Raw genomic sequence first — 8,841 nt, forward strand, 5'->3', positions numbered from 1 at the left:
TTTCAGAGCTACGGAACGGCAAGCCGTCCTGGGCTTCGGTTTGCACGGATAAATCTACCTCGTAAGATGCCTCCTGAATCCCCTCTTTTATCGGTTCTATTTGTTCGGGCATTTCAAAGGAGTTGCGAAGTTTAAAAAGCTCGTGCTTTAAGACTTCAAAATTGCTTTCATGTAGCCATTTTTGCTCGCTTGCTATCTCGCAGTAGTGGACAAGAGTTCGTACAGAATTTACAAATTTAACATATCTGTCCGATTCTTTTCCCGCGTAAATATGTTCTACATGGGAGAGGATGTTTAACGCCTCTTCGCGCATTTTTAAGCGCAAATGTTCCTGGGGCGGAAACTTGTCCGTAACCCTGTAAACCGCCAAAACCAGCGCGTACAAGTAGTCGCGCTTGTTTTGTATATCTATGTTATTTTGGGATTCGGACATTCCCTTTATGGTAACCAAAAACCTTGCCGGTGGCAAGGTTTTATGACCAGAATATGTGGACAAAATGGGACAAAAAAACTAAGTCCTAATTGCTAATAACTAACTTGCATAAAAACTGTCTCTCGGTGTATAATTTAGAAGTTATGCCAGAAAATAATTTCAAGCAAACAAAAGAGCGGGCGAGGAAAATATATGACGCAAAAGGCAAGATTTTTAATCCCTATTTGCAAACCGATGTTGAATTAACCTCCGATGGATTCCACCATTTAAGATATTCTGCAAGAAGGGAGAGAAATAAAAAAGAACAAATATTAAAAATGAACCTACTTCCTTTAGCCCTAAAAGTTATAGGCAAATCAGGCACTCTCCAGGAACATAGAAAAACAGTAGAACCCATAGGTAAAAAATCTGCAAAAGACGGAATGAGGAAAACAAAAGAAGTTGAATACTGGGCCTTTATAGCCATAGCTAGTCAAAATCCTGAAATAAAAATAAAAACTATACTAAAAAGAATTGGTGATGGGAAGGTGACGTTTTGGAGTGTGATGCCATATTCCAAGCTAAAAAATAATGTAAAACAAAAGTTATACAGTGGGGATATGGAAAACGACTAAACAAAAATACCGCCGAAAAGCGGTATTTTTGTTGTGCTTGCCTTCAGCTTAGGAGTTCCTTAGCTGAACGGGGCTTTCGCCCACAAGCACACTTTCAATATAACGCTTTTTAGATGAGTTGTCAATGAGTTTTCCACAACCTTAATTTTGTGTAATTAATTTATGTTACTTCCTGTCTGATAGAAGTTATATTCCCCCTCACATGCGTGCATATGAGGGACTGCGCCCTTCGGCAAGCTCAGGGCTTGCTTTTTAGTTTATTGGAGTGCTTGTCTGATAAAAGTTATACTCCTTAGCATTTACCTCGTAAATTTGGTTCCAGTTGTACCCGCGGCTCTCAAATGTGGCGGGGGTGATGTTAAGCCACTGCTTAAGTGTGTGGGTAGAATTTAGCTCGTACACTCTGTAGTCCCCTATAAACTTAATAAGACGGCTCTCTTCGTAGGCGTCTAAAACAGCGGGCTGTACATCTATAATGTCCTGCCAGCGCAGGTGCCCGTATTGTTCAAAAATCTCGGCTGTGGGTATCCAGCGTTTCCATCCTACGCATGAAGCTTCGGACTGGCAGGGTGTTCCCCCTTCGCACGAGGCTTCGGACGGACAAGCTTTCTTTATTACATATACTTTTGGGTCGCCTATGGCACGTAAAAGAGCGCCGTCGGCGTAATCTATATCGCCGTTAACCCGGCCTGTTTCCCCTGCCTGCGCCGAGGCTTCGGCAGGCAGGCCTGCTTTAGTTACAGTATTTACTTTAATGGTAAATGAGCCGGCGGGAGGGTTTAAAAACAATGAAGTGTAGTAATTTGAAGGCGCGATAACTACCGATATGACACTCGTGCCAAAACCGTCTATAAATACGATATCTTTGGAGTCTGCCATGTCCATAAAACGCACAACACTCCTGCCTGTTATGTCTGTGACAATGTAGGGAACCTCAAAACTGCCGGAGCTTTGGGAGCTGTCAAACTCCAGGCGCAAAACATTCGCTCCGTTTGTGCCGAGCTGTCCGGGCACAAACCTTAACCATGAGGCGGCGCCGTAATCCACGAAAAAGTTAGTTGTTATGGCGCTGTTTTGGAATATTGAGTATTGAAGAGGTGTTGTTATGTGAAAATTGCTAAAATTTAAACCCGCTGTACGGTAGGCGTATTTGCCTGAAGAGTTTATGTAATTCGCGATATTCCAGTTGGTAAATGTGTCGCGGAAAGTGTCTGTAGAACCTACAACAGATAGGGCCCGTGTTACGCCCTCTTCCCCTGAAACAGGCGCGCGCATAATTTCTGTTATAACACCTGTGCCGTACTGCCCTACAAGATAGTGCGTAAACATAGAAGAGGCGGCAATATCCACGGGAGTTTCTTTCCAATTTAAAAGAGAATTTGAAGGAAAAGAAAGAAAATCTCTTGCCCTTGTTTCAAGGTAACTGCCGCTATAAGAGGAGTTGTAACCTAAAAGCGTGGGCGCGTAATCTGCCAACCCTTCGGATAGCCAGCGTTCTTGTTTTTGCCTGAGGAGAGTTCTTTGGTTATATTCTATTAAATGCACAAACTCGTGCGCCACATGAACCTTTGCTGTACTGTCTAAAACCGTGTCCGCGTTTATGTAAAACATTTCACGCTCGTTGCTTAAAGGGTCTTGAGAACGCGAAAGTTGGTTTCTTTCAAGAAAATACCCCGCGGATGAAGAGCGCATGCGTGTAAAAAGGATGGTTATTTTTGTATCGTTATCTATGCCGGGACTTAGTTCGGGCCCGTAAACAGAGCGTAAGCGAGGATAAATGTTTGTATCAAACTCATTAGCGAGGGTTGAGAGCTGCTCGCTAAAATTTTGCTTTTGGGAGGAAGGGAGGCTGTTGTAAACAGAATCTTCTACATAAAAGTAAGCGTTTTGGGACTCGTGGCGGAGAGTTGAGCTTACCTTGTCGCGCGCGGCAAAGTCAAAAGACGACTCTACAAAGAAGTTGTTGGTAACAGAGGTCTGAGCAAAGCCGGTGAAAGGAGTAAGGGCTAATGCGGTTATTAATAGTGTTGGGAGAAGTTTGTGCATAAGAATGCAAAAGATTACGCTGATAATGGCTGATTACGCTGATGCACATAAAAATCATCCGTGATATCAGCTATGATCTGTGGTATCTTAGGAATTTTTTTTAAAAAATTCCTCAAGGTATTCTTTGGCTTCGCTGGATATTTCTTCGTTCTTTAGTCCTATTTCAAAATTCGCCTTCCAAAAACCGAATTTATTACCGCAGTCGTGCCAGACACCCTCCATTTCATATCCGTACATTTTACCACTCTTTGAAAGCCCATCAAGAGCGCTTGCAAGGTAAATTTCGTTTTTTATTTCAGGAGAATTTTTTATATGTTCAAACACCTCACCCGTGAGAATAAAACGTCCCACGCTGGCAAGTGTTGAGGGGGCATCTTCGGGCTTGGGTTTTTCCACAACCTTATCTACCCTATGAACCTTGTCTTTTAGTTTTTCGCCTTCCATTACGCCGTATTTATAAGTATATTCACGAGGAACATCTACAAGCCCCATAACTGATGTTTCATACTCGTTATAGATATCTATGAGTTGCCCTATAGCGGGCTTATCTTTGGGATAGTCCATTACATCATCCGCGTAAAAAACAGCGAATGGTTCGTTGTTTATGAAGCTTTCACCTCTTAAAATAGCGTCTCCCGAACCGAGTGGCTCGTCCTGGTGTACATAGAGAAAATGCGCCATCTTGTGAATGTGCTTTATTCTGTCTAAAAGGTCCTCTTTTCCCCTCTTTTTAAGGAAGTTTTCCAAGTCCATATCGCGGGCAAAATAGTCGCCTATGACATGCTTGTTTGAGTTTATAACAAAGAGTATCTCCTCTATTCCCGCCTCTACTGCCTCTTCCACAAGGTAGTGGACAACGGGCTTATCGGCTATTGGGAGCATTTCTTTTGGCTGTACCTTTGTTGCAGGCAAAAAGCGGGTGCCAAACCCCGCTACAGGTATTATTGCTTTACGTACTTTCATGGTAACAAATAATTATTAATTTTAAACGATAACCTCTATAGGACGAATGGGACTAATAAGTCTTGTAGGACGAATGGGTCTTATAGGACTAATGGGTCTTGTAGGTCTTATAGGACTTATTGGACGAATGGGTCTTGTAGGACGAATGGGTCTTATGGGTCTTACAAAAGAGAATAAAAAATAATTCCTAAACTCGCCACGCTCGTTAAGAAACTACTTTATTCTCCCATAAAAAAAGCCGGTTTGCAATTATACGCAAACCGGCTAAAAATTGTATGAACTAATCACCTTATTCGGTGCTTGCTGGAATTTCTTCGTATTCCTCTTCTGTCCAATAAGACAGGTGAAGATCCGCGGGATTTACAAATCCTCCCGAAAAAATATATAGAGAAAATGTTTTCACATCGTCTTCAATAATCCGTGTATCCTTCGCGGGTATCCAAAGCGGATCAAAAACATTAGGGGGCGGCTGGTTCACAATGAGCATCGGCTCTTGTGTGCCGTCGGGGTTGTGAAACATCGTCCTGCCAATCACGATGGCGGGACGCCAGCGTTTTGTGTCGGCTCCAAAATGTTCGTAAACTACCCTTTTGTACCCTCCCTTAAACACAAAGGTTATCCTGTCTGTTATGACTTTTACAACGCTCCACACCTTTCTTACAAGAAAAACGCGCGAAAGCAGCCAGTCGGCAGCGGAAGTGGTAACCACAACGCCCACCAGATATGCCGCAAAAAGCGTCAGCAATACGGAAACAGGCGCGTACAGAACATGAGGAATAAATCCTACAGCGTCCATAAACGGATTCCAGATCTTAAATAAGGTCAGAACTATTCCCACAAGAAAAAACATCAAAAACATTGGCAGTAAAACCAAAACACCTATCTTGAGGCGTGTTTTAAACAAGAACTACCTCCTTTCATGTTGTCAATATTCTGAGACAACTATACCATATTTAAAAAAACGTGTCCATAAACACGCAATAATTCAACCTGCCTGCATACCAATCGGCATGTAAACCGGCAGGCAGGTACCTTGCTCACACCACAAAAGTAGGGACAGTCCCTACTTTTGTTAAAAATATTTTAATACCCAACATTGTTAAAACAAAAACCGCTTTGTGTGGAAAGCGGTTTTCGTTATTGGAGAGGCGTATTAGTTGCTTGTCTCCTGTTCAAACGCGTTGATATCTTCTTCTATGTCACTGAAGTCTTGTTCCATGTTGTCCAGCTCCGTCTCCAGAGCGTCCAGATCCTGCTCTATTTGCTGTATGTCATCTCCTTCTAACTCTTCGCCATTGGGCGCGGTCTGCTGGCGCATTATCATAAATGCGACAACAATTACAATAACCACCAAAACAAGGACAGGAAGAACTAATTTTTTTTGTAAAGCCATGTTTTTTGTTCACTTCGTTCACAAATAGGTTTCAGGTATTAGGAGTTAGGTACTAGTCTAATACCTAAAAGCTAAAACCTGGTACCTGCGAGTGAAGCGAGCTTAATTGTTATTCTTCGTCTTCTTGGTTCTCACCTTCTTCTTCGATAATTGCTTCCACAATGCCCTTTAGTTCTGTGACAAGGTTGCGCATTGATGTGTGCAAGGGTTTGAGCGTGTTTTCACGCAGGTCCTGCAAGTCGGAACGAAGTTCCTGAGAAAGAGCCCGCATAACTTCACCTGCACCTTCCATGGAATCTATTTCCGCAGTATAAACCTTTTCTTTTTGGTCAATAACAGCACTTCGGGCTTCAGTCACCTCAACACGAACTGCATCTATGCCTGAGTACACATCTGACATATCGCGTCCTGTGGCATCACCCACGCGGTCTGTCCTGCTTTCAAGGTTGTTTAGCACCCTGTCTAAAGCGTTTAAGTGATTTAACATTGCGTCTGTAGCGTTGTCGTTTATTATCCCCAAATGGTCTGCGACACGTTCCGCGAGCATTTTAGCGCGCTCGCTCAGGCGCTCTTCAACTTCGGCGCGTATTTCAAGACGCCTTTGCTCTATGTTTTCCCTAATCTCGGCAGCGCGCTCTTCTGCCTGCGCTCTTCTTGCTTCGTACTCTTCCAGTATTTGCTGTCTATCCAGCCTGTTATTTGTTTGCGCTAAAGCTCCCGCGTTAGGGGCAAACATGGCAGCTACAACAGCCAAAACCATAAACTTTTTTAATAACTTTTGCATAATTTTTATATATTTTATTTACATTATAAAACCAACCTTTCTTATATTATACCATCATAAAAACACTTATAATAGGATTCTTCTTGTGGATAATGTGCGCATGTATAATTTTGAATATAAAAATTGTACAATTAATACAAGCTTGTGCTTCGCACTCGCTTCAGGTTTTAGGTATTAGGTTCTAGAAAATTGCGTAATACCCGGTACCTAAAACCTATACCCTAACTTATGAAGCGATTTATTCCCCGCTTAAACCGAATAGTTAAAACCCTGATATTCTATGATTTTGTAGTGTATTCGGGCTGGGGACTGGTAGCTCCGGTTTTTGCTATTTTTATACTTGAAAAAATAGACGGTGGAAGTATTGTTATAGCGGGAATTGCTATAAGTATATACTGGGGCTGCAAAGCCCTGCTACAAATACCGATTGGCAAATATCTTGATTCAATAAACACGCGCAGAATGAACCTTAACTTTATTATGATAGGTACAAGCATAATGAGCTGCGTACCTTTGGTATATATTTTTGTTTCCCAGCCATGGGAGCTTTACTCGCTACAAATAGTGCACGCCATGGGAGTTTCTATGGCGGTGCCGGCATGGGGCGGAGTGTTTATGCGCCACATAGACGAAGGGAAAGAAAGCGAGACATGGAGCGCGGAAAGTTCTATACTCGGTCTTGGGCTTGCCGCGGCGGGGTTAACCGGAGGACTGGTTATTGAGAATTTCGGTTTTACACCTATTTTTATCGCTATATCTATAATAGGGTTTTGCGGAGTATTTTTAATACATACTATAAAAACAGACAAGGAACCACACCTTCAAGAGATGGAAGCGGCCGCGGTGCCCATAAGAAAGAACAACAGATATTTGAGGTAAAGGAATGTAAAACAAAAAAACAGCGTCGTTGGGACGCTGTTTTTATAAACGGGTCAACGCGTTGACCCGTTTATTTATGCTCCGTTTTTTACTATTTCAATCACTACGTAAAAGATAACACTTGCAGAAACCACTCCCGCGACAAAACCCGTAAGGGCAGAGGCAATGGTTGTGCCAAGCTTTACTTTATACTCTCTTTCTTCTTTTGATACAAAATCGCTAACCATGGTTTTTGTCCCGATACCGCCCGAATCTTTGATTCGCTTGCGGTATCGTGGATCCTCGACGCTATAACAAAATCAAAGATTTTGATAGCGTCGGGATTCGCTAACGCTCACAAAAAGGTTTTAGGTGTCAGGTTTTAGGTATTACACCTATTACCTAATAGCTAACACTTGATACCTAAATGAGGCTTTAGCCGAGTTTATTAAATACAACCTTTTACTTATTATATCGCTTCTGGAGAAAAATTTAAGTGGATAATTCCATAAAAAACCGCCTCTCAAATGAGGCGATTTCTGCGGTACATAAAGAAATTATTATTGTGGTCGTTGTCGCTATGAGGCGGAAAAATTGTGCCGACCTGCCAAGGGCCGTCATCTTTTTTATAAAGCTCCACCATATAGGTTTTACTTAATTGCAGTTTATCGTATTTTTCTTTGCCTATACTTGCGGTAATGGTTTCCCCTTCTGCTTCCTGAATTTCCAATCCGACAAAGTAGGCGCAATCTTTAGGTATTATATGCCAACCCTTTGTTACAACCTTTACTTCTTTTAGCATTCTCGCGCTTAAAGAAGAGCGGTTTGCTACAAGCAAAAAGATGCCGAGAAATAAAAATGAAAGCAACAAAAGTATTATTATGAAAAGCTCCATAGCCTCCATAGCCTCCATAGCGGAACCTCCTTTACTGAGAACTGATGATATATTAGCACAAAGAGTAAAAAACACAATAATAAAAAGCCCTGCCATGAGCAGAGCTTAAAAAATCAGAATATTCTTGCCAAATAGGGACTAAGAACGAAATATAGCGTTAGTATGCCTAAGCCGAAATAAAGCCAAAACCTTCCCACAAGACGTCCGTATGTTTCATATATATCGTATGCATTTTTAAAGCTCGCATATGCAAAAAGTAAGAGTAACGCTGTCCAAAAAAGACCAATCATTTACATCTCCTTTAAGAGCTTCTACAATAGTACCACATAAAACTGTTTTGGTAAAGAAAAAAAGAAGCCCTCGTTACCTAAGTAACTCGGGCTTTAAATACGAGGAATTCAGGACTTTTTTTCCGTTGTCCAATATCCCCTCGGATTTCCGTGCTTGTCTACGTACTTTACGTAGACAGGTTTAGGAGTTTTGTGCGTTGTGGGCTCAGGGCCAAAGCGTTTTGGATAAAGAAGGTACGCCAAAACGGCAATGAAAACCGTGCCCGCAAAGAGGAGTAGAAACAGCTCCATTTTGTCTCCTTTCCGGCAAAACCGTGCTTCTGCCTGTTAGTCGTTAGATTCCGGGTCGTGTGTGGGCGGACCGAAACCTCCCGGACGGGAAATTGAACCGCCAAATACGGCAAAAAGAACGGCGAAAAATACAAAAAACATAAAAAACACAATACCCAATAACAGCTCCATTCTTGTTCCTTTCTTGGGGATATTCCCCGTAGCTTAAAATGTTCTGACAACACTATACTTTAAAAACTGAAAATTGTCAAATTATGCTACTTCCAAAACTGAA

13 protein-coding genes are annotated in these 8,841 nt (G+C 42.0%); 3 read left to right on the forward strand and 10 right to left on the reverse strand.

The window, feature by feature from the left end; all coding sequences use genetic code 11:
- The coding region (locus WDZ40_01815) for a hypothetical protein (protein ID MEX0877584.1) at positions 1–433 on the reverse strand (433 nt) is incomplete at its 3' end.
- Between the two features lie 143 nt (positions 434–576).
- On the opposite strand from WDZ40_01815, the gene WDZ40_01820 reads away from it, so the two are divergent.
- On the forward strand, positions 577–1,047 hold the full coding sequence (locus WDZ40_01820) for a hypothetical protein (GenBank protein ID MEX0877585.1): 471 nt from the start codon (positions 577–579) through the stop codon (positions 1,045–1,047).
- 252 nt (positions 1,048–1,299) lie between these two features.
- Here WDZ40_01820 and WDZ40_01825 read toward each other — a convergent pair whose 3' ends face one another.
- Together WDZ40_01825 and WDZ40_01830 are read right to left on the reverse strand one after the other, a co-directional pair.
- The gene (locus WDZ40_01825) at positions 1,300–3,093 is read right to left on the reverse strand and encodes a hypothetical protein (GenBank protein MEX0877586.1); all 1,794 of its coding nucleotides are present in this window, start codon (positions 3,091–3,093) and stop codon (positions 1,300–1,302) included.
- A gap of 87 nt (positions 3,094–3,180) precedes the next feature.
- On the reverse strand, positions 3,181–4,056 hold the full coding sequence (locus WDZ40_01830) for a UTP--glucose-1-phosphate uridylyltransferase (GenBank protein MEX0877587.1): 876 nt from the start codon (positions 4,054–4,056) through the stop codon (positions 3,181–3,183).
- Positions 4,057–4,102: 46 nt separating this feature from the next.
- Here WDZ40_01830 and WDZ40_01835 point away from each other — a divergent pair, with 46 nt between their 5' ends.
- Positions 4,103–4,240: a hypothetical protein gene (locus WDZ40_01835; protein ID MEX0877588.1), complete on the forward strand. Its 138-nt coding sequence runs from the start codon at positions 4,103–4,105 to the stop codon at positions 4,238–4,240.
- Positions 4,241–4,345: 105 nt separating this feature from the next.
- On the opposite strand, the gene WDZ40_01840 is transcribed toward WDZ40_01835, so the two are convergent.
- The 3 genes from WDZ40_01840 to WDZ40_01850 all read right to left on the reverse strand — a co-directional run bounded on the left by WDZ40_01840 (position 4,346) and on the right by WDZ40_01850 (position 6,233).
- Entirely contained in the window at positions 4,346–4,852 is a 507-nt protein-coding gene (locus WDZ40_01840) for a hypothetical protein (GenBank protein ID MEX0877589.1), read from the reverse strand.
- Positions 4,853–5,209: 357 nt separating this feature from the next.
- On the reverse strand, positions 5,210–5,449 hold the full coding sequence (locus WDZ40_01845) for a hypothetical protein (protein ID MEX0877590.1): 240 nt from the start codon (positions 5,447–5,449) through the stop codon (positions 5,210–5,212).
- A 109-nt stretch (positions 5,450–5,558) separates the two neighbouring features.
- Entirely contained in the window at positions 5,559–6,233 is a 675-nt protein-coding gene (locus WDZ40_01850) for a hypothetical protein (protein ID MEX0877591.1), read from the reverse strand.
- Between the two features lie 228 nt (positions 6,234–6,461).
- On the opposite strand from WDZ40_01850, the gene WDZ40_01855 reads away from it, so the two are divergent.
- Positions 6,462–7,112, forward strand: coding sequence for an MFS transporter (locus WDZ40_01855; GenBank protein ID MEX0877592.1), 651 nt, complete (start codon positions 6,462–6,464; stop codon positions 7,110–7,112).
- Positions 7,113–7,186: 74 nt separating this feature from the next.
- Here the strand turns inward: WDZ40_01855 and WDZ40_01860 are convergent, their stop codons facing one another.
- From WDZ40_01860 to WDZ40_01875, 4 genes are all read right to left on the reverse strand, one after another.
- Positions 7,187–7,339: a hypothetical protein gene (locus WDZ40_01860; protein MEX0877593.1), complete on the reverse strand. Its 153-nt coding sequence runs from the start codon at positions 7,337–7,339 to the stop codon at positions 7,187–7,189.
- A 275-nt stretch (positions 7,340–7,614) separates the two neighbouring features.
- The gene (locus tag WDZ40_01865) at positions 7,615–8,082 is read right to left on the reverse strand and encodes a hypothetical protein (protein MEX0877594.1); all 468 of its coding nucleotides are present in this window, start codon (positions 8,080–8,082) and stop codon (positions 7,615–7,617) included.
- A gap of 17 nt (positions 8,083–8,099) precedes the next feature.
- Entirely contained in the window at positions 8,100–8,276 is a 177-nt protein-coding gene (locus WDZ40_01870) for a hypothetical protein (GenBank protein ID MEX0877595.1), read from the reverse strand.
- A gap of 327 nt (positions 8,277–8,603) precedes the next feature.
- Positions 8,604–8,738 carry a hypothetical protein gene (locus WDZ40_01875; protein ID MEX0877596.1) on the reverse strand — a complete coding sequence of 45 codons (135 nt, stop codon included), beginning with the start codon at positions 8,736–8,738 and terminating at the stop codon, positions 8,604–8,606.
- Positions 8,739–8,841 lie beyond the last annotated feature (103 nt).

The sequence above is a fragment of the Candidatus Spechtbacterales bacterium genome (assembly GCA_040879145.1).
Classification (GTDB): Bacteria; Patescibacteriota; Minisyncoccia; order Spechtbacterales; family 2-12-FULL-38-22; genus JAWVZY01.

Coding starts and splice junctions, on each gene's coding strand:
- WDZ40_01820 (MEX0877585.1), top strand. CDS start 577: ATGCCAGAAAATAATTTCAAGCAAACAAAAGAGCGGGCGAGGAAAATA.
- WDZ40_01825 (MEX0877586.1), bottom strand. CDS start 3,093: ATGCACAAACTTCTCCCAACACTATTAATAACCGCATTAGCCCTTACT.
- WDZ40_01830 (MEX0877587.1), bottom strand. CDS start 4,056: ATGAAAGTACGTAAAGCAATAATACCTGTAGCGGGGTTTGGCACCCGC.
- WDZ40_01835 (MEX0877588.1), top strand. CDS start 4,103: ATGGGACTAATAAGTCTTGTAGGACGAATGGGTCTTATAGGACTAATG.
- WDZ40_01840 (MEX0877589.1), bottom strand. CDS start 4,852: ATGGACGCTGTAGGATTTATTCCTCATGTTCTGTACGCGCCTGTTTCC.
- WDZ40_01845 (MEX0877590.1), bottom strand. CDS start 5,449: ATGGCTTTACAAAAAAAATTAGTTCTTCCTGTCCTTGTTTTGGTGGTT.
- WDZ40_01850 (MEX0877591.1), bottom strand. CDS start 6,233: ATGCAAAAGTTATTAAAAAAGTTTATGGTTTTGGCTGTTGTAGCTGCC.
- WDZ40_01855 (MEX0877592.1), top strand. CDS start 6,462: ATGAAGCGATTTATTCCCCGCTTAAACCGAATAGTTAAAACCCTGATA.
- WDZ40_01860 (MEX0877593.1), bottom strand. CDS start 7,339: ATGGTTAGCGATTTTGTATCAAAAGAAGAAAGAGAGTATAAAGTAAAG.
- WDZ40_01865 (MEX0877594.1), bottom strand. CDS start 8,082: ATGGCAGGGCTTTTTATTATTGTGTTTTTTACTCTTTGTGCTAATATA.
- WDZ40_01870 (MEX0877595.1), bottom strand. CDS start 8,276: ATGATTGGTCTTTTTTGGACAGCGTTACTCTTACTTTTTGCATATGCG.
- WDZ40_01875 (MEX0877596.1), bottom strand. CDS start 8,738: ATGGAGCTGTTATTGGGTATTGTGTTTTTTATGTTTTTTGTATTTTTC.